Raw genomic sequence first — 17,231 nt, 5'->3', positions numbered from 1 at the left:
GGGTGGCAACTCCCCGCCTACTGCGCTGCACTCGGCACGGCACCTCGCCGCACTGGAGGAAAGGCCACGATGGAAAAGCATCGAGGCCTCCCCTCCAGCGCACCGATGCACCGCACCGAGCACATGCTCGCTACGGCGGTGAATCACCACCCAAGCCTCTACCCTGACGCCATGACGTCGCCGAAGTTCGACCACGCGCGGGCGGAACGCGCTGTCCGGGAGCTGTTGTTCGCGATCGGGGAGGACCCGGACCGCGACGGGCTGCGGGACACCCCGGCCCGGGTGGCGCGCTCGTACGCCGAGATCACCGCCGGGCTCGGTCAGACCGCCGAGGAGGTCCTGAGCACGACGTTCGACCTCGGGCACGACGAGATGGTCCTGGTGAAGGACATCGAGGTCTGGAGCGTCTGTGAGCACCACCTGGTGCCGTTCACCGGGGTCGCCCACGTCGGCTACATCCCGAACCGCGACGGCCGGATCACCGGCTTGTCCAAGCTCGCCCGCCTGGTCGACGTCTACGCCAAGCGCCCCCAGGTCCAGGAACGCCTCACCACTCAGATCGCCGAGTCCCTGATGGAGCTCCTCGAGCCCCGCGGCGCGATCGTCGTCATCGAGTGCGAACACCTCTGCATGACCATGCGCGGCGTCCGCAAGGCCGGCGCCAAGACCATCACCTCCGCCGTCCGGGGCCAGCTCCGCAACCCCGTCACCCGAGCCGAAGCCATGAGCCTCATCGTCGGCTGAAATCCTGCTCCGTAGCTCCTGGGGCTCTCAGTCGTTGGGGATTGTGAGCTGGTAGCTGTGGACATTCCGTTGCAGAACGTTTACTTTCCGTAAGGACGTTCGATCGACGGGGAACGGACGCCGGCGGTGAGGAGGACAAAGGAATGTCGGGGCGTTACCGGGTCGGCGCCGCACTCGTCGGCGCTGCCGTACTGACGGCTGCAGGATTGGTGGCGGCGAACTGGGCCACCGCGGACGAGGGCCGGCGGCATGCCGCCGAGGGGCCCCGGGTGGAGCCGACCAAACAGGTCGGGAAGCCCAGCAACAAGTCTTCGCTGACGGCTGAGGCGCTGCAGACCGAGCTCGGGTCGCGCGCGGTCGGCAGCTACTACGACAGCACGGGTGAGCTGGTGGTCGCGGTGTCCGATGCCGCCACGGCCGAGCTGGTCCGGGCCGCCGGCGCGGTTCCGAAGCTGGTGCGCTTCACCGCCGCCGAGCTGAACTCCGTGCAGTCCGAGCTGAACCGGCTGGCCGTGAAGTCGCGGCCGGGCAAGGTCCGCTCGTGGTATGTCGATCCGATCACCGGGACCGTCGTGGTCAGCGTGCCGAAGGGTGCGCACGACGTGTTCACCGAGCGGTTCGTGGAGCGGGCCAAGGAGCACGGCGACCTCGTCACGGTGAAGACCGTGTACGGCAAGGTCGTGCCGACGGCCGACGACTTCAGCCTGCGCGGCGGGTTCCAGGTCGACAAGAACACCGGCTACGTCTGCTCGCTCGGCTTCAACGCCCGGAGCAGCAAGGGCACGCGGGTCTTCCTGACCGCCGGTCACTGCACCTCCGGCAAGCCGTCGTTCTCGCGCAACGGCTACATCCTCGGCAACACGGTCGCAACGAGCTTCCCGGGCAACGACTACGGCAGCGTCGACGTGATCGAAGGCTGGGACCAGCAGGGGTCCGTCGAGGGTTGGGGCGCACCCAGTGTCGCGGTGCACGGGACGGCGAGCCCCACGGTCGGTTCGGAGCTGTGCAAGTCGGGCAAGAGCACCGGCTGGACGTGCGGCCGGATCGTCGCCAACAACGTCACGGTGAACTACGGCAACAACCGGGTCGTCCGCGGCCTCTTCCAGCACACTGCCTGTGTCGAGTCAGGTGACTCCGGTGGCGCCAACATGACCGGCAACTACGCCCAGGGCATCACCAGTGGTGCGGCGCTGATCGACGGCAAGTGCCTGGACAAGTCCAACCGCACCAACGAGTCCTACTCGCAGCCGATCGCCGCAGCACTCCAAGGCACCCAGACCACCCTGGTTCTGGGTAGCTGATTCTCAGGCTGTCCGACCCGCCCACTACGGTGGGCGGGTGGGAATTGGGTCGTGGGGTCACGTGGACGGGCTACCGGTGCTGGACCGGAGTCTTGTCATGGGTGTCGTGAATGTGACGCCGGACTCGTTCTCCGACGGCGGTGAGTGGTTCGAGCCCGCCGCCGCGATCAAGCACGGGCTGGATCTGCTCGCCGAAGGCGCCGACCTGCTCGATGTCGGTGGGGAGTCGACCCGGCCGGGCGCCGAGCGGCCGTCACAGGCCGAGGAGATCCGCCGGGTGCTGCCGGTCGTCGAGGCGCTGGCCGCCCAGGGCGCGCTGATCTCGGTCGACACCATGCGCTCCGAGGTCGCCGCGCTGGCACTCGCCGCGGGCGCCACGATGATCAACGACGTGTCCGCCGGCCAGTCCGATCCGGACATGCTCGCGCTGGTCGCAGAACGCCGTACACCGTATGTCGCGATGCATTGGCGTGGGCACTCGATCGACATGCAGAACCACGCCGAGTACGACGATGTCGTGGCCGAGGTGATCGCGGAGCTGGCCGAGCGGCTCGAGGTGATCCGCGCCGCCGGGGTGGATCTGGACCGGGTCGCCCTCGACCCCGGGCTCGGTTTCGCGAAGAACGCGGACCACAACTGGGAGATCCTCCGCCGGCTGCGGGAATTCGCCGTACTGGGCCGGCCGTTGCTGATCGGTGCGTCCCGCAAGACGTTCCTCGGTAGGCTGCTCGCCGATGAGGAGACCGGCGCACTCCGGCCGGCCGTACGACGAGACGACGCGAGCCTGGCCGTGAACGCCCTGGCCGCCGCCGCGGGAGCCTGGTGTGTCCGGGCCCATGTGGTGGCGCCCACCGCGGACGCGGTCCGGGTGGCCAAGAGATGGGGAACCGTATGACGGACGGATCCGGGAGCCCCCGGCCGGGTGAAGGCGCGCGCGGCACGACCGTCGAGGACGTCGTGCTGAACGCCAACACCGCGTTCTACAACGCGTTCGAGGCCGGTGACCTGGATCTGATGGCGGCCGTCTGGCTGCCGGAGCCGGACCCGGTCTGCATCCACCCGGGCAACGCCGCGATCTCCGGCTACTCGGAGATGATGCGGGCCTGGGCGATGATCTTCGCGAACACGCCGTACATCCAGTTCTTCCTCACCGATGTGCAGGTACGGGTGGATGAAGACGTGGCATACGTCACGTGTACGGAGAATGTCCTGTCGTCGGGTGAAGGTGCTCCGGAGGACGGGTTCGCGGGCGGCAAGGCGCTGGCGACCAACGTCTTCCGCAGAACTTCCTCCGGCTGGCGGTTGTGGATCCACCATGCCTCCCCGGTACTGTCGTCTGGGGGTCAACAGGAGGAGGCGGAATGAGCGGTCCCGTGACCCCTTCTGACGTGATCGAGATCCGTGGCATTCGCGGCTTTGGACGCCACGGGGTCTTCGATCACGAGCGCGCCGACGGACAGGAGTTCGTCGTGGACGTCCGGCTGGAGCTGGACACCCGTCCGGCCGCGGCCTCCGACGACCTGGCCGACACCGTGAACTACGGCGTGGTCGCCGAGCAGGTGCACCGAGCGATCGAGAACGACCCGGTGGACCTGATCGAAACCCTCGCCCAGCGCATCGCCGACCTGTGTCTCGCCGACCGGCGGGTGACAGCGACCGCGGTGACCATCCACAAACCTTCGGCGCCGATCTCGGTGCCGTTCGACGACGTTGTCCTGACCGTGCAGCGCAGAGCCGGAGAATCCTCGTGACCGAGACCCCAAGTCCTTACGTCATCGACGCGGACACCCTGAGCGGTGGCCTCAAGCCGATCCGGCAGGTGATCCTGTCGCTCGGCAGCAATCTCGGCGACCGTGAGGCGAACCTGCAGGGCGCGATCGACGCGCTGCGGGACACCCCGGACGTCGTCGTGGTCGATGTCTCGCCGGTCTACGAGACCCAGCCGATCGGCGGTCCGGACGAGTCCGGCCCGTACCTGAACGTCGTCCTGCTCGCGGACTCGACGCTGTCGGTCGAGCTGCTGCTGGACCGTGCGCACGCGGTCGAGCAGGCCTTCGGCCGGGAGCGCAGCGTGAAGGGCGCCCCGCGGACGCTGGACGTCGACCTGATCACCTACGGCAAGAAGACGATCGAGTCCGAGGACCTGACCATCCCGCACCCGCGGGCGCACGAGCGGGCGTTCGTGCTCGCGCCGTGGCTGGACATCGAGCCGGACGCGGTGCTGATCGGCCACGGTCCGGTCGCGGAGTTGCTGGAGAAGGTCGGCCTCGACGGTGTGACCAAGCTCGATCTCGAGCTCCAGTAGTGGCCTCCGGCGGTCCCGAGTCCGGTCGCGCCCCTGGTTCCGGCAAGGAGCCACAGCGCCCCGGCTCGGTCCGGCCGACCTCTCGGCGGCTGCTGGTGGCGATCGCCGTACTGGGTGCCGCGGTCGGGTTCACGATGGTCAAGGCGATCGAGGCCGGCGGCGGCGTCGCGCCGGCGGTCTCCTGGCTGACGCTGGTCGCCTGGAGTTTCCTGGCCGCGCTGCTGTTCGCCGCGGCCCGCAACACCCAGCAACGGGTGCAGGTACGGCGCGAGCGCGTCGAACCGCAGCGCGCGGTCTTCCTGTTGCTGATCGGGAAGGCCAGTGCTTTCGTCGGCGCGTTGTGCACCGGTGTGTACGCAGGGTTCGCGTTATCCTTCCTGCGAGGCGTGAGTGCCTCGGGACCTCGTAACAGAGTGATCATGGCCGGCCTCGCCGCTGTGGTCTCGGTGCTGGTCGTCACGGCCGGATTGTTGCTGGAACGTGCGTGTCGTATTCCCGAGGACCCCGATGAGACCGCCTAACATGACGGTCCATGGGGTCAAGGGGTAGCCGCCGTCGAACCAGGACCACTGTTCTCACCGTCGCCAACGCGCTGTTAATCGTTGTGTGCCTCGGTGTCAGCGTCGCGCTGTTCACTCAGAACACCTGGATCCTCCGCGGGGCAGCAATAGCCGCCGTCGCGGTGGCGATCGCTGCCTCCGTGCTGTTCCGCCACCAGTTGCTGGTCGAGCGGCTCGCGCACTCCGACGAACGCGCCCAGGTCGCGCAGGAGTATTCGCGGATCACCAGCGCCCGCGTGGTCGAGAACGCGGAGTTCGTCGACCTGATGCAGCGTCGTCTGGACAAGATCGACAAGCGCCTGGACAAGATCGACGAAGAGGTCGCGACGGTCGTTGCCGCCGGCGACAAACACTCGCAGGCCGACGCCCCGACCGTCGTGGATCTGAAACTGCGCGGTCTCGCCGCCTCCTGAGCAGGTAGGTTCTGACGTGTGGATCTCGCTCAGCTGCTGAAAGTCGCCCAGGCTGCCGTCGACCAAGGACGGACAGTGACCGACACCCGGGGACCTGGGGCGCTCACGTTCAAGAGTGACCGGGACATGGCGTCCGAGGTCGACTTCGCGGTGGAGCGGAAGATCCGGGAGTTCCTCGAGCGCGAGGCGCCGCAGATCGGCATCCAGGGCGAGGAGGAGGGCGGTCCCACCGAGGGCACCCGCTGGGTCCTCGACCCGATCGACGGGACGGTGAACTTCGTCCACGGGATGCCGTTGTGGGCCATCTCGCTCGGCCTGATCGTCGACGACCGCGCCGTACTCGGAGTGATCGACCACCCGCCGCTCGGCACCCGGTACGCCGCCGCCGAGGGGCTGGGCGCGACCTGCAACGGCAAGGCGATCCAGGGCAGCGGCTGTACGACGCTGAACGAGTCCCTGATCGCGATGGGTGACTACGCGATCAGCGAGGACGCGGCCGAGATCAACCCGCGCCGGATGGAGCTGCACAGCCTGCTCGTCCCGCGCGTCCAGCGGCTGCGCCAGATCGGGACGGCCGCGGCCGCGCTGACCTTCACCGCCAACGGCTTCTTCGACGCCACGATCATGTACTCGAACAAGCCGTGGGACACGATGGCCGGCGTCTCCATCTGCCGGGAGGCAGGGCTGCAGGTGCTCGACCTCGACGGCAGCCAGCACTCCCCGGCCTCCCGTGGCACCTTCGCGGTGGCTCCGGCGCTCGCCGACGAGCTCACCGAACTGGTGATTCGTTCCGGCGTCTGAAATACCTCCGCCACTCCGCGGGTTGTCAGTAGGTATGACGACCCTGGGCATTATCGGAAGTGGAAACATCGGGACCGTGCTGGCGAAGCTGGCGGTCACGGCAGGCATAGACGTCGTACTGGCGAACTCGCGCGGCCCGGAGAGCCTGCGCGAGAAGGCCGCTGAGCTGGGAGTGCGAGCCGGTACGGCGACCGAGGCCGCCGCGGCCGGGGACATCGTGGTGGTGACGATCCCGCTCGGCCGCTACACCGAGGTCCCGGTCGAGCCGCTGGCCGGCAAGGTCGTGATCGACACCATGAACTACTACCCGAGCCGCGACGGCCGGATCGAGCGCCTGGACAACGAGGAGATCCAGACCGCGGAGCTGCTGCAGGAGCACCTTCCGCAGTCGCACACGGCGAAGGCCTTCAACAACATCGCCGCGGCGGATCTGTTGTCGCTGGCTCGTCCCACCGGTGCCGCGGATCGCAGCGCGCTGCCGATCTCGGGAAATGACCCGGCTGCCCGGGCAACCGCGGTTGACCTGCTGGACAAGCTCGGTTGGGACGCGGTCGAGGTCGGCCCGCTGAGCGAGAGCTGGCGGCACGAGCCCGAGACGGCCGTCTACGTCAACCCGTACCGGACCGAGTCCAGCACCCCGGAGCAGCGCGCCGCCGGCGCCGTCGACCCGGGCCGCACCGCACCCGCCACCGAGATCGAGAAGCTCACCGCCACCGCAGAGCGCCCGCCCGTCAAAGACCGCCAGTTCTAACCCACCCCCCCGTCGCCATCTGATGGGTTCCCCCATCAGGTTGTGGGTTCTGCACCCGCATGGCGAGTCCAGAACCCGCAACGGCGTGGGTCAACCCACGAGATGGGGAGGGCGGCGGCTACTTGTCGATGTCGCCGACGACGAAGAACATGCTGCCGAGGATGGCGATCATGTCGGGGATCATGGTGCCGGGGAGCAGGGCCGGTAGGGCAGAGATGTTGTTGAAGCTGGCGGAGCGCAGTTTCAGGCGCCACGGGGTTTTGTCGCCGCGCGACACGAGGTAGTAGCCGTTGATGCCGAGCGGGCTCTCGGTCCAGGCGTAGGTCTGGCCCTCGGGGACCTTGAGGATCTTGGGCAGCCGGACATTGACCGGGCCTGCCGGCATCGACGACAGCTTGTCGAGACACGCGTCGACCAGGTCGAGTGACACCTTGACCTGCTCGAGCAGCACCGCGAAGCGGGAGAAGCAGTCGCCGTCGTGCCGAGTGACGACGCGCAGTACGTCCTGGAGCTCGCCGTACGCGAGGTAGGGCTCGTCGCGGCGCAGGTCCGCGTCGACACCGGAAGCGCGCGCGATCGGGCCGGAGACGCCGTACTGGGCGACGAGCTCAGGGGAGAGCTTGCCGATGCCGACGGTGCGGCCGCGGAAGATCTCGTTGCCGAGGATCAGGTTCTCGATGTCGGGCAGGCGTTTGCGGACCGCGGCGGAGGCCTCGGCGGTGCGGCCGAGCCAGCCGTACGGAAGGTCTTCCTTGAGGCCGCCGACCCGGTTGAACATGTAGTGCATCCGGCCGCCGGACAGCTCCTCCAGCACGGACTGGATGGTCTCGCGCTCCCGGAAGGCGTAGAAGACCGGCGTGATCGCGCCCAGCTCGAGAGGGTAGGAGCCGAGGAACATCAGGTGGTTGAGGACCCGGTTCAGCTCCGCGAGCAGCGTGCGCAGCCAGACCGCGCGGATCGGGACCTCCAGGCCCATCATCCGCTCGACCGCCAGTACGACGCCGAGCTCGTTCGCGAACGCGGACAGCCAGTCGTGCCGGTTCGCGAGCACGATGATCTGCCGGTAGTCGCGGACCTCGAACAGCTTCTCCGCTCCGCGGTGCATGTAGCCCACGATCGGCTCGCAACCCGCGATCCGCTCGCCGTCCAGCGTCAGCCGCAGCCGCAGTACGCCGTGCGTCGCGGGGTGCTGTGGTCCGATGTTGAGCACCATGTCCGTGGTCGCCAGCTGCGATCCGGCACCGGTCCCACCCCGCTCGAACGCAGGGTCGAATCCGGCCGCCCCCGCGCCGACACCAACCACCTTCTCAACGCTCATGCCCCCTATCGTGACAGGCTGGGTCCGTGGACGACCTCTTTGCACCCTCCGATGTCAGCTGGACGCCGGTGTCACCGCAGCTCGCTTCAGTCCGGCGAGTCAGTGCGGCGATCACGGCCGGAGTCTTCGGGATCGCGGTACTGCTCGCGCTCGGGCTGACGGTCGGCTGGCTGTACGGCGTACTCGGGGTGGTCGTGGTGGCCGCCGTGTTCGTCTGGTCGTGGGTCCTGATCGGCCGGAACCAGCTCTCGTGGAAGTACGCCGAGCGCGAGGACGAGCTGATGGTCAGCCACGGGATCATGTTCCGCGAACTGATCGTGGTGCCGTACGGGCGGATGCAGTTCGTCGACGTCGCGGCCGGTCCGCTGGAGCGTGCGTTCGGGATCGCCACGGTCGAGCTGCACACGGCCACGCCGGCGACCGACGCCAAGATCCCCGGCCTGCACCCGGACGAGGCGGCCCGGCTGCGCGACCGGCTCTCCGCCCTCGGACAGTCGCAGGCGTGGGGCCTGTGACCGAACCGACGCCGGCAGCGCCCGCTCCACGTGTGGAGCAGAAGGGCGCCCGGCTGCACCCGCTGACCCCGTTCGTCAAAGGCTGGATCGTCTTCGTCGCCGTGGCCCTGGCCCTGTTCAACAACGAGGGCCTGCGTGAGAACCTCAAGCTGGCCGGGATCGGGCTCGGGGCCGCGCTCGTTGGCGGCATCCTCCTCGGCACGCTCTCCTGGTGGTTCACGAAGTGGCAGCTGACCGACGATGCGATCCGGGTGGACAGCGGATTCCTCTACCGCCGGACGCGGATCATCCGCTTCGACCGGATCCAGGCGATCGACGTGGCCCAGCCCTTCGTGGCCCGGCTGCTGGGGATGGCCGAGCTGCGGATGGACGTGGCCGGCGGTGGCAAGAGCGACGGCAAGCTGAGCTACTTCAAGTACTCCGAGGCCGTGGAGCTGCGCACGCTGCTACTGGTCCGGGCCAAGGGCGAGCAGGTTGTCCAGCAGCAGACGCAGTTGGACCAGCAGCCCGAGCCGGAAGCGCTCCTCGTGGTGCCGACCGGTCGGCTGCTGGGAGCCACGCTGCTGTCGTCCGCAGTGCTCGGTAGTGCGGCGGCTCTGTTCTGGGTGATCGTCGGCGCGATGGTGTTCGACTTCCACGTCGGACTGTTCGCTGCGCTCCCGCTGCTGCTCGGTGTGGTCCAGCCGATCTGGAAGCAGGTCGTCGGCAACCACGGCTTCACCCTGTCCCAGACCGACCACGGCCTACGCACCAAGCGCGGACTGTTCGACGTACAGCGGCAGACCATTCCGCCGGGGCGCGTGCAGGGCCTGCTGATCACCGAGCCGCTCATCTGGCGGATGCTGGGCTGGTCCCGTGTCGAGCTGGACATCGCTGGTGTCGCCGGCGGCAAGGAAGACGGCGACAACGACAACGAGGGCGCACAGCTGCTCCCGGTCGGCGAACGCGGCGAAGTCAACGCAGTACTCGGCCGAGTCCTCCCCGGCTTCGACCTGGACGCCATCGAACTACAGCGAGCCCCCGAACGCGCCAAGTGGCTCCGCCCAATCGGCTGGCGCTACCTGGCCTACGGCGCCGACGAGCAGGTCTTCGTGACCACCGCCGGCTGGGTCAGCCGCCGTACCTCGATCGTCCTGCACCACAAGACCCAGTCCGTCCGCCTGGCCCAAGGCCCCATCCAGCGCCGCCTCAACCTGGCCGACGTACACATCGACACCCCCCAAGGCCCCACCAACGCCGTAGCCCTACACCGCTCCGCCGAAGAAGCCGCCTGGCTGACCCAAGCCCAAGCCCACCAAGCCCGCCAAGCCCGCCAAGCCATCGAAAGCACCCGCCCCGACCAGTCCTAGCCAGGCTATGCGTCTTGGGCCAGGTGACTGACTACCCAGCCGAAGCTGCCGAGTCCTGATGGGTCCAGCAACTCGGCCGCCTCACCTGCTGCAGACAGTGCGGCCAGGTAGGCGGCCGAGTTGGTGCTGGCTAGGGCCAGGGGTGGGCGCTGGGCGGAGACGCCTAGTTGCGTCAGCATTTCGCGTTGGGTGTGGACCTCGCCGCCGAGTGAGTCCAGTGCGACGTGGGCGGTGATGTCACAACTGCCGTCCAGCACGGGCTCGCACTCGCGGCCGGCACGGAAGCCGGTCAGGGTGCCGTACGGCGGTCGGTCGTCGGCGATGTGGCCGTAGTCGATGGCAACTGCTGTGCCGTGGTCGATGCGGGCGACCACGGCGGCCCAGGCCTCGTCCCGGGTCACACCGATCTCGGCGCGGTCGCCTGGCTCACCGGGCCACCACTTCCGCAGCCACTCCAGGTCGTTGCCTTCGACAACATCACCCGGTGTCAGGTCGGCGGTCAGATAGTGCGGCACGCCGTCTTCGTCCCACTCGGCCAGCTCACACGGGATGTTGTCGAGCCACTCGTTCGCCACGACCAGTCCGTTCAGGCGGTCGGGGAGGTGGTCGTCCAGCTCGATGTCGAGCACCTGCAGGCCTTCGGTGCGCAGGACGCGGCCCAGCTCACCGGAACCGGCCCCGATGTCGGTCACCTGATCGGTACCGACCTGCCGAGCCAACTGGGCGATGGCCCGGGCGAACAGCTCCGACGCGTGCACCGACGTACGGAAGTGTGCTGCTGGGCGCTCACGCCGGTAGAAGCCGTCTGGGCCGTAGAGGGCCTGTTGCCAGGCGGTGCGGTAGGTGGTCAGCTGCCCACTCCGACCCAGTCGAACTGGCTCCAGACGCCGTTGCTGTCTTCGCGCCACAGCTCCAGCCCGAGGAAGGTGATCTGTGGCGGGTCTTCCGCGGCCAGCGCAGCCTGTGCGTCGGCGAGTACGGCCGGTCCGCCCTGGGCGGACGAGGAGATGGTCAGGTGGGGGTGCGGCTCCGGGTAGTCGCCGTTGTACGGCGGGCACTCGGGGAATGCGTCGATCACCAGCTGAGAGACAGCCTGCAGCGCCTCGAAGGGCTCTGGGCGCAGCCAGACCGTCCCGTTCGGGAACTGGCCGGCCGCCATGAAGCTGATGTCGAAGGCCGGCACCTCGTCGAGCGCGACCCGCAACCGCTCGATGTCCGCAGCCGTCGGCTCGGCGATCCAGGGGACCAGCACCGTGATGTGTGGCGGGATCAGCTCATTCAGTGGGACGTCCGGCCGCATGCTGGTCCGGGAGACCGAGCGCCACCGGTCGGTGTAGTCCACCAGCTCCGGCGCTGTGATCAGAATCGCGGTCAATCCGGGCCGCTTCATCGCTGCATCGTTCACCAAGCCATCCTGCCATCGCCTAGGCTGACAGCGAGCTCGTCTGGTACCCACCCGTGGGACTGGAACGACGAAGAGAGTGAGTATGGAACGGATCGGCTTGATCGGAGCCGGCCGGGCCGGAACCGCCCTGGGAGCAGCCTTGGCGGCAGCCGGGTATCCCCTGGTCGCGGTCTCCGCGCGGTCGAGCGCATCACGTGATCGCGCCGCCCGCCTCCTTCCGCATGTGCCGGTGCTGACGCCTGATGAGGTCACCCGCCGCGCAGACGTCGTACTGGTTGCTGTGCCGGACGATGCGATCGCTGCCGTCGCTCACGAGCTCCCACTGACCAGCGGGCAGTACGTCGTGCATCTGTCGGGCGCACATGGACTCGGCCCGCTGCAGGGTCTGCCGGCAACTCCGGTGGCGTTGCATCCGCCGATGACGTTCACCGGTGCGGATGCCGTTGAGCTGTGGGACGTGGTCTTCACAGCGACTGCGCCGTCTGCGGCCAAGGCGGTTGTGGAGCGGCTGGTCCAGACGCTCGGAGCGCAGGTGCAGTGGGTGGCTGAGGAGGAGCGGGCGCGCTACCACGCCGGTCTGGTGCACGCTGCGAATCACCTGACCACCTTGCTCACGCAGGCGTTCGCCGTACTGCGGGAGGCTGGGGTTGCGGATCCTTCGGCAACACTCCGGCCACTCCTGACGGCAACCCTCGACAACACGCTGCGATCCGGTCATCATGCGCTCACCGGGCCGATCGCTCGGGGCGATGTCGACACGGTGGCAGCACATCTGGCAGGACTGCACGGCCGCACGGCGAGCACGTACACCGAGCTCGCCCGCGCGACGGTGGACCTGGCAGTGGCGGACGGACGGCTGGACGCGGGCACTGCGGCCCGGTTCGGCGAGGTGCTGGAGCGGTATCGGACAGGGGAGGCACCGCGATGAGACTCACCCAGACGAAGGCCGAACTGCGGGCGGCTGCGGCGGTCCGGCCCCGGGCGGTGGTGATGACGATGGGCGCGCTGCACGAGGGCCATGCGGCGTTGCTGGCCGAGGCCCGGGAGCGGGTCGGGCCGGACGGCAGCGTGCTGCTGACGATCTTCGTGAACCCGTTGCAGTTCGGGCCGACCGAGGACTTCGACCGCTATCCGCGGACGCTGGCCAGTGACCTGGCGATCGCCAAGAGCGAGGGCGTCGACCTGGTCTTCAACCCGTCCCGCGACGAGCTTTATCCGAACGAGCCCTCGATCACCGTGCACCCTGGCCCACTCGCCGACGAGCTCGAGGGCCAGGTGCGCCCTGGTCACTTCGGCGGCGTACTGACCGTGGTGTCGAAGCTGCTGCACCTGACCCAGCCGGATCTGGCGCTGTTCGGCGAGAAGGACTACCAGCAGCTCACGCTGATCCGCGAGATGGTCTGCGACCTGGACTGGAACGTCGACATCGTGCCGGTACCGACGGTCCGGGAGCCTGACGGGCTGGCGATGTCCTCACGCAACCGCTACCTCGACGAGACCGAGCGTGACGAGGCTCTGGTGCTGTACCGCGCTCTCACGGCCGGTGCGAAGGCCGGCATGAACGGACCGGACGCCGTACTGGCTGCAGCGCACTCCGAACTGGAGGCGGTCCCGTCGGTCAAGATCGACTACCTGGCCCTGCGTGCGCCCGACCTGGGCCCGGTCATCGGCCCTGGTGAAGCCCGCATGCTCATCGCTGCGCGGGTGGGTCAGACTCGTCTCATTGACAACATTTCCATCACGCTCCGATGAATTCGGTTGATACGGTCGCTGAATGACAGTGCTGATGCCGCGCCTCCGGCGCGGCGGGTCACGGGGCTTTAACCCCAGCCCTTCCCTCGTCGCTCCAGTCGCTTCGCTCCCTCCGCTCCTCAGCCCAGGTCAGGGGGCCCCGTGACCGGACCTGCTGTCCCGCAACGGCTGTCAGCACCAGAGCCGGGCTGGACCGACACAGTCGACGTGGTGGTGATCGGCTCGGGTATTGCCGGGCTGACTGCCGCGCTCAAGGCACGTGAGCTGGGGACCGTGCTGGTGGTGACAAAAGACGTAGTCGCCTCCGGCTCGACCCAGTGGGCCCAGGGCGGCATTGCTGCCGCACTCAGCCCGGAGGACTCGCCGGAAGACCACCTGCAGGACACTCTGGTCGCAGGGGCCGGCCTGTGTGACCCAGACGCCGTACGGGCGTTGGTGACCGAGGGGCCGGATGCAGTCCGGGATCTGATAGAGCTGGGTGCGCGGTTTGACACTCTGGCCAACGGTGAGATCTCGCTGACGCGTGAAGGCGGCCACCACCGTAACCGCATCGCGCACTCTGGTGGCGACGCGACAGGTGCGGAGATCGAGCGTGCACTGGTCGCTGCGGTGAAGCGGGCACCGGACATCCGTTTGATTGAGCATGCGCTCGTCATCGACCTGCTGCGCGCTGAGGACGGCGCCATCGCCGGTGTGACGTTGCACGTGATGGGTGAGGGCCAGCTCGACGGTATCGGCGCCATCCGCAGCCGTGTGGTGATTCTCGCCTCTGGCGGGCTCGGACAGCTGTACGCCGCGACTACCAACCCGAGTGTTTCGACGGGGGACGGTATGGCGCTGGCGTTGCGGGCCGGCGCCAAGGTGCGTGACCTGGAGTTCGTGCAGTTCCACCCGACCGTGCTCTGGCTGGGCAAGAGCGCGAAAGGCCAGCAGCCGCTGGTCTCCGAGGCCGTCCGTGGCGAGGGCGCGTTCCTCGTCGATCACGAGGGCAAACGCTTCATGCAGGGGCAGCACGAGCTGGCCGACCTGGCGCCGCGGGACATCGTGGCGAAGGCGATCATGCGCGAAATGCTTGCTGCAGGCAAGGATCACGTCTACCTCGACGCTCGCCACTTCGGTGACGAGAAGTGGCGGGTGCGGTTCCCGACCATCCTCGCGTCCTGCCGCTCACACGGTATCGACCCGGTTCGCGAACTCATCCCGGTCGCACCGGCCTGCCACTACTCGTCCGGTGGCGTGTGGACCGACCTGAACGGGCAGACTTCGGTGCCAGGTCTCTATGCCTGCGGTGAAGTCGCCTGTACTGGCGTCCACGGCGCCAACCGGCTTGCTTCGAACTCCCTGCTCGAAGGACTCGTGTTTGCCGGCCGCATCGCCGCCCACCTGGCCAGGGGCCTGCCTGAGCAGCGCGAACCGGCAGTGGACACCCGCATCCCCGGTCTGGTCGACGCGGACGTCGTACCGGAGCTGCAGCGAGTTATGACTGTTGGCGCCGGAGTGATTCGGAGCGCGTCCGGTCTGGGCGAGGCAGGTGCCGCGCTGGGCAAGCTGATCGAGCTACCGGCCGGTGAGCCCGGCACTCCGGGCTGGGAGGCGACCAACCTGGTGACGGTCGCCTCTGCCCTGATTGCCGCCGCTACCGTGCGCGAGGAGAGCCGCGGCTCGCACTGGCGTGAAGACCACCCGGATCGCGACGACCAGCACTGGTCGGGCAGTCTGGACCTGACACTGTTCGCCGATGGCGAGCGTGCCCGCCCCGGAACGAACTTCGTTCCACAGAGCAAGGAGAATCGGCAAGATGGATGACACCGTCGACCGCCAGTGGGTGGGTGACCTCGTGCGAGCCACGCTCGAGGAAGACCTCGCCGGTGGTGTGGACGTCACGACGACCGCCACGGTCGACCCGGACCAGGTCTCGGTCGCCGAGCTGGTCGCCCGGGCCGATGGTGTGGTCGCCGGGCTGGAGATTGCCGAACTGGTGATTCGGCAGGTCGCTGCGCCCGGTCAGGTCGAGCTCGAGTACTCCGTCGCCGATGGCGCGTCGGTACGGCGGGGCGACGTACTGATGACGATTCGAGGCAAGACCCAGCAGCTGCTGACCGCCGAGCGGACGTCGCTCAACCTGCTCTGCCACCTCTCCGGTGTGGCCACTCTGACGCGCCGGTGGGTGGATGCGGTCGAGGGGACCGGCGCGGTGATCCGTGACACCCGCAAGACCATGCCACTGCTGCGTTCCCTCGAGAAGTACGCCGTGCGCTGTGGCGGCGGCCGCAACCACCGGATGGGTCTGTCGGACGCCGCGCTGATCAAGGACAACCACGTGATCGCCGCAGGCGGTGTGGCTGAGGCGTTCCGGCTGGTACGCAAGGCCTTCCCGGAGATCTCGGTCGAGGTCGAGGTGGACTCGGTCGAGGACGCCCTGATCGCGGTCGACTCCGGCGCCGAGCTGATCCTGCTCGACAACATGGATGTCCCGCTGCTGCGGGAGGCCGTCGAGAAGGTGGCCGGCCGGGCCAAGCTGGAGGCCTCCGGCGGTCTGACGCTGGACCGGGCCCGCGAGGTCGCGGAGACCGGTGTGAACTTCCTGGCGGTCGGTGCGCTCACGCACTCCGCTCCGGTGCTGGATATCGCCCTGGACCTCAAGGCGGGCTAATGCTGCTGGCCGTGGCTGTCGAGAACACCAGGACCCTTGTGGGCCTGGTGTTCGAAGGCACGGTCAAACGCCACTGGTGGGTCGGGACAGACTCCCGCCGTACGGCGGACGAGTGGGCGGTGCTGCTCCAGGGCCTGCTCGCTGGTGAGGCTCCGGTGTCCGGGATCGCGGTCTGCTCCGCCGTACCGCAGGTGCTGCACGAGTTCCGCGACCTGGTCACGCGCTACTACCAGAACGTGCCCAGTGTGGTGGTCGAGCCGGGTGTGAAGACCGGACTGCCGGTGCTGGTCGACAACCCGCGTGAGGTCGGCACAGACCGGATCGCCAACGCACTCGCTGCCGTCCAGCTGTGCGGCGCACCCTGTCTGGTCGTCGACGTCGGTACGGCGATCACCATCGACGTGGTCAACCCGGCTGGCGCGTTTGCCGGCGGAGTGATCGCCCCCGGCATCGAAACCGCGACTGACGCGCTGGGTGATGTGGCAGCTCAGCTGCGCCGGGTCGAGCTGGTCCGGCCGCGCACACTGGTCGCCAAGAACACCGTCGAGGCGTTGCAGTCCGGCGCTGTGCACGGCTTCGCCGCCATGGTCGACGGACTGGTCGCCCGAATCCGTACGGATCAGTCCTTCGCGGAGGACACACCCGTCGTACTGACCGGTGCTTTGGCGCCGCTACTGCTCCGCGACCTCTCGACACAGGTCCTGCACGAGCCCTTGCTTACGTTGCGCGGTCTGCACCAGGCATTCGCGCGCAATCACGCCTAGCTCTCGATCGGCCGACCCACTGTCAGTGCGGTCCGCAGTGACTCGGGCAACGCGTTGTAGACGGCGTCCGGCTGAGCACCTGTGCCGTCGAGCGTCTTCGAGAAGAAGCAGCGCGCGGCAGCGGCCAGCACAACATCCAGTACGTCGTCGTCGCTGAGGCCGAGTGCCTTGAGCTCGTCCGCGTCCGCCTGCGTGACTGTGTCGGCGGCCAGCGCGATCTTGCGGGCGAAGGCCATCACCGCGCGGTCGACCGGATCCGTGGCCGCGTCAGCGGCGAGCTCGGTCACCTCGTCGGCGGTGTGGAACTTGTCCACGAGCACCTGGCCGTGGGCGAGGCTGCAGTAGCTCGACTTGAGTGCGGTGGCCGCTGCGAAGGTCGCGATCTCGTAGCGGCGCAGATCCATCGACGCCTTGACCGCTGTGTTCAGCTGGTTCCACGCCTCGAGGACAGCCGGCCGGGCCGCGAAGACCCGGATGTAGTTGGGCACGTGGCCGGCCGGAGCGCGGTACGTGTCGAAGAAGTCCTGGTTTTCGGGTGCTGCGATGAAGGCCACGGTGTTTCCCCCTTGGTCATCCCCCTGATGTGGCAGCTTCAACGGT

The 17,231-nt window shown here is 68.3% G+C and carries 21 protein-coding genes; 17 read left to right on the top strand and 4 right to left on the bottom strand.

Features of this window, described 5'->3' with window-relative positions; all coding sequences use genetic code 11:
* Nucleotides 1-171: 171 nt before the first annotated feature.
* From folE to OG474_RS12735, 10 genes are all read left to right on the top strand, one after another.
* Nucleotides 172-744, top strand: coding sequence for a GTP cyclohydrolase I FolE (folE, locus tag OG474_RS12780; RefSeq protein ID WP_405062477.1), 573 nt, complete (start codon nucleotides 172-174; stop codon nucleotides 742-744).
* Nucleotides 745-887: 143 nt separating this feature from the next.
* A complete protein-coding gene (locus tag OG474_RS12775; protein WP_405062476.1) occupies nucleotides 888-2,045 on the top strand; it encodes a S1 family peptidase in 1,158 nt (385 codons plus the stop codon).
* 97 nt (nucleotides 2,046-2,142) lie between these two features.
* Nucleotides 2,143-2,940: a dihydropteroate synthase gene (gene folP / locus OG474_RS12770; RefSeq protein ID WP_405064569.1), complete on the top strand. Its 798-nt coding sequence runs from the start codon at nucleotides 2,143-2,145 to the stop codon at nucleotides 2,938-2,940.
* Nucleotides 2,937-3,410: a nuclear transport factor 2 family protein gene (locus OG474_RS12765; RefSeq protein ID WP_405062475.1), complete on the top strand. Its 474-nt coding sequence runs from the start codon at nucleotides 2,937-2,939 to the stop codon at nucleotides 3,408-3,410. The genes folP and OG474_RS12765 overlap by 4 nt, the downstream gene beginning before the upstream one ends.
* On the top strand, nucleotides 3,407-3,796 hold the full coding sequence (gene folB, locus OG474_RS12760) for a dihydroneopterin aldolase (RefSeq protein WP_405062474.1): 390 nt from the start codon (nucleotides 3,407-3,409) through the stop codon (nucleotides 3,794-3,796). Before OG474_RS12765 ends, folB begins: the two co-directional genes overlap by 4 nt.
* Nucleotides 3,793-4,350, top strand: a complete 558-nt coding sequence (gene folK / locus OG474_RS12755; protein WP_405062473.1) for a 2-amino-4-hydroxy-6-hydroxymethyldihydropteridine diphosphokinase — start codon at nucleotides 3,793-3,795, stop codon at nucleotides 4,348-4,350. The genes folB and folK overlap by 4 nt, the downstream gene beginning before the upstream one ends.
* Nucleotides 4,350-4,871 carry a DUF3180 domain-containing protein gene (locus tag OG474_RS12750; RefSeq protein WP_405062472.1) on the top strand — a complete coding sequence of 174 codons (522 nt, stop codon included), beginning with the start codon at nucleotides 4,350-4,352 and terminating at the stop codon, nucleotides 4,869-4,871. Before folK ends, OG474_RS12750 begins: the two co-directional genes overlap by 1 nt.
* Before the next feature lie 11 nt (nucleotides 4,872-4,882).
* Nucleotides 4,883-5,323 carry a hypothetical protein gene (locus OG474_RS12745; protein ID WP_405062471.1) on the top strand — a complete coding sequence of 147 codons (441 nt, stop codon included), beginning with the start codon at nucleotides 4,883-4,885 and terminating at the stop codon, nucleotides 5,321-5,323.
* Nucleotides 5,324-5,341: 18 nt separating this feature from the next.
* A complete protein-coding gene (locus OG474_RS12740) occupies nucleotides 5,342-6,124 on the top strand; it encodes an inositol monophosphatase family protein (RefSeq protein WP_405062470.1) in 783 nt (260 codons plus the stop codon).
* Nucleotides 6,125-6,146: 22 nt separating this feature from the next.
* On the top strand, nucleotides 6,147-6,875 hold the full coding sequence (locus tag OG474_RS12735) for an NADPH-dependent F420 reductase (RefSeq protein ID WP_405062469.1): 729 nt from the start codon (nucleotides 6,147-6,149) through the stop codon (nucleotides 6,873-6,875).
* A 118-nt stretch (nucleotides 6,876-6,993) separates the two neighbouring features.
* On the opposite strand, the gene OG474_RS12730 is transcribed toward OG474_RS12735, so the two are convergent.
* A complete protein-coding gene (locus OG474_RS12730) occupies nucleotides 6,994-8,193 on the bottom strand; it encodes an NADH-quinone oxidoreductase subunit D (protein WP_405062468.1) in 1,200 nt (399 codons plus the stop codon).
* A 26-nt stretch (nucleotides 8,194-8,219) separates the two neighbouring features.
* Between OG474_RS12730 and OG474_RS12725 the strand changes: the two genes are divergently transcribed.
* Together OG474_RS12725 and OG474_RS12720 are read left to right on the top strand one after the other, a co-directional pair.
* On the top strand, nucleotides 8,220-8,708 hold the full coding sequence (locus OG474_RS12725) for a PH domain-containing protein (protein ID WP_405062467.1): 489 nt from the start codon (nucleotides 8,220-8,222) through the stop codon (nucleotides 8,706-8,708).
* The gene (locus tag OG474_RS12720) at nucleotides 8,696-10,057 is read left to right on the top strand and encodes a PH domain-containing protein (RefSeq protein WP_405062466.1); all 1,362 of its coding nucleotides are present in this window, start codon (nucleotides 8,696-8,698) and stop codon (nucleotides 10,055-10,057) included. Before OG474_RS12725 ends, OG474_RS12720 begins: the two co-directional genes overlap by 13 nt.
* 5 nt (nucleotides 10,058-10,062) lie before the next feature.
* Here OG474_RS12720 and OG474_RS12715 read toward each other — a convergent pair whose 3' ends face one another.
* Both OG474_RS12715 and OG474_RS12710 read right to left on the bottom strand, forming a co-directional pair.
* Nucleotides 10,063-10,965 carry an SAM-dependent methyltransferase gene (locus OG474_RS12715; RefSeq protein WP_405062465.1) on the bottom strand — a complete coding sequence of 301 codons (903 nt, stop codon included), beginning with the start codon at nucleotides 10,963-10,965 and terminating at the stop codon, nucleotides 10,063-10,065.
* Nucleotides 10,905-11,462 (bottom strand): 2'-5' RNA ligase family protein, encoded by a 558-nt coding sequence (locus OG474_RS12710; protein WP_405062464.1) that lies wholly within the window; start codon nucleotides 11,460-11,462, stop codon nucleotides 10,905-10,907. The genes OG474_RS12715 and OG474_RS12710 overlap by 61 nt, the downstream gene beginning before the upstream one ends.
* Nucleotides 11,463-11,538: 76 nt before the next feature.
* On the opposite strand from OG474_RS12710, the gene OG474_RS12705 reads away from it, so the two are divergent.
* The 5 genes from OG474_RS12705 to OG474_RS12685 all read left to right on the top strand — a co-directional run bounded on the left by OG474_RS12705 (nucleotide 11,539) and on the right by OG474_RS12685 (nucleotide 16,631).
* Complete coding sequence (locus OG474_RS12705) at nucleotides 11,539-12,390, top strand: Rossmann-like and DUF2520 domain-containing protein (protein WP_405062463.1); 852 nt, start codon at nucleotides 11,539-11,541, stop codon at nucleotides 12,388-12,390.
* Nucleotides 12,387-13,214, top strand: a complete 828-nt coding sequence (gene panC / locus OG474_RS12700) for a pantoate--beta-alanine ligase (RefSeq protein ID WP_405062462.1) — start codon at nucleotides 12,387-12,389, stop codon at nucleotides 13,212-13,214. Before OG474_RS12705 ends, panC begins: the two co-directional genes overlap by 4 nt.
* A 141-nt stretch (nucleotides 13,215-13,355) precedes the next feature.
* Nucleotides 13,356-15,020, top strand: coding sequence for an L-aspartate oxidase (locus tag OG474_RS12695; protein ID WP_405062461.1), 1,665 nt, complete (start codon nucleotides 13,356-13,358; stop codon nucleotides 15,018-15,020).
* Nucleotides 15,013-15,867: a carboxylating nicotinate-nucleotide diphosphorylase gene (gene nadC, locus OG474_RS12690; protein WP_405062460.1), complete on the top strand. Its 855-nt coding sequence runs from the start codon at nucleotides 15,013-15,015 to the stop codon at nucleotides 15,865-15,867. Before OG474_RS12695 ends, nadC begins: the two co-directional genes overlap by 8 nt.
* On the top strand, nucleotides 15,867-16,631 hold the full coding sequence (locus OG474_RS12685; RefSeq protein ID WP_405062459.1) for a type III pantothenate kinase: 765 nt from the start codon (nucleotides 15,867-15,869) through the stop codon (nucleotides 16,629-16,631). Before nadC ends, OG474_RS12685 begins: the two co-directional genes overlap by 1 nt.
* On the opposite strand, the gene OG474_RS12680 is transcribed toward OG474_RS12685, so the two are convergent.
* Nucleotides 16,628-17,185 (bottom strand): carboxymuconolactone decarboxylase family protein, encoded by a 558-nt coding sequence (locus tag OG474_RS12680; RefSeq protein WP_405062458.1) that lies wholly within the window; start codon nucleotides 17,183-17,185, stop codon nucleotides 16,628-16,630. The two genes, OG474_RS12685 and OG474_RS12680, sit on opposite strands and share 4 nt — an antisense overlap.
* Nucleotides 17,186-17,231: the final 46 nt, after the last annotated feature.

The organism is Kribbella sp. NBC_01505, from assembly GCF_045040285.1.
GTDB lineage: Bacteria > Actinomycetota > Actinomycetes > Propionibacteriales > Kribbellaceae > Kribbella.
The sequence above is the reverse complement of the archived record's forward strand: the minus strand, read 5'-3'. Positions and strand labels throughout refer to the sequence as shown.

Coding starts and splice junctions, on each gene's coding strand:
- folE (WP_405062477.1), top strand. CDS start 172: ATGACGTCGCCGAAGTTCGACCACGCGCGGGCGGAACGCGCTGTCCGG.
- OG474_RS12775 (WP_405062476.1), top strand. CDS start 888: ATGTCGGGGCGTTACCGGGTCGGCGCCGCACTCGTCGGCGCTGCCGTA.
- folP (WP_405064569.1), top strand. CDS start 2,143: ATGGGTGTCGTGAATGTGACGCCGGACTCGTTCTCCGACGGCGGTGAG.
- OG474_RS12765 (WP_405062475.1), top strand. CDS start 2,937: ATGACGGACGGATCCGGGAGCCCCCGGCCGGGTGAAGGCGCGCGCGGC.
- folB (WP_405062474.1), top strand. CDS start 3,407: ATGAGCGGTCCCGTGACCCCTTCTGACGTGATCGAGATCCGTGGCATT.
- OG474_RS12745 (WP_405062471.1), top strand. CDS start 4,883: ATGGGGTCAAGGGGTAGCCGCCGTCGAACCAGGACCACTGTTCTCACC.
- OG474_RS12730 (WP_405062468.1), bottom strand. CDS start 8,193: ATGAGCGTTGAGAAGGTGGTTGGTGTCGGCGCGGGGGCGGCCGGATTC.
- panC (WP_405062462.1), top strand. CDS start 12,387: ATGAGACTCACCCAGACGAAGGCCGAACTGCGGGCGGCTGCGGCGGTC.
- nadC (WP_405062460.1), top strand. CDS start 15,013: ATGGATGACACCGTCGACCGCCAGTGGGTGGGTGACCTCGTGCGAGCC.
- OG474_RS12685 (WP_405062459.1), top strand. CDS start 15,867: ATGCTGCTGGCCGTGGCTGTCGAGAACACCAGGACCCTTGTGGGCCTG.